This is a genomic window from Cedecea sp. B1(4), assembly GCF_059414925.1.
In genome coordinates this window covers 1-228 of sequence record NZ_JCAHMZ010000046.1, presented here as the reverse complement: position 1 = coordinate 228, position 228 = coordinate 1, and the positions used below count along the sequence as shown (strand labels likewise).

1 protein-coding gene is annotated in these 228 nt (G+C 61.4%); it reads left to right on the top strand.

Features of this window, described 5'->3' with window-relative positions; all coding sequences use genetic code 11:
- On the top strand, positions 1 to 228 hold a 228-nt coding region (locus ACR6JA_RS22075), incomplete at both ends, for an efflux RND transporter permease subunit (RefSeq protein ID WP_494599518.1).

The following is a 228-nucleotide window of genomic DNA, read 5'->3' as shown; positions in this document are numbered from 1 at the left end:
TGCACACGCTGCTGGAAGCCATGGTGCTGGTGTTCCTGGTGATGTTCCTGTTCCTGCAGAACGTGCGCTACACGCTGATTCCGGCCATCGTGGTGCCGGTCTGCCTGCTGGGCACCTTCGCGGTGATGTCGGTGCTGGGCTTCTCGGTCAACATGATGACCATGTTCGGCATGGTGCTGGCCATCGGCATCCTGGTGGACGACGCCATCGTGGTGGTCGAGAACGTCG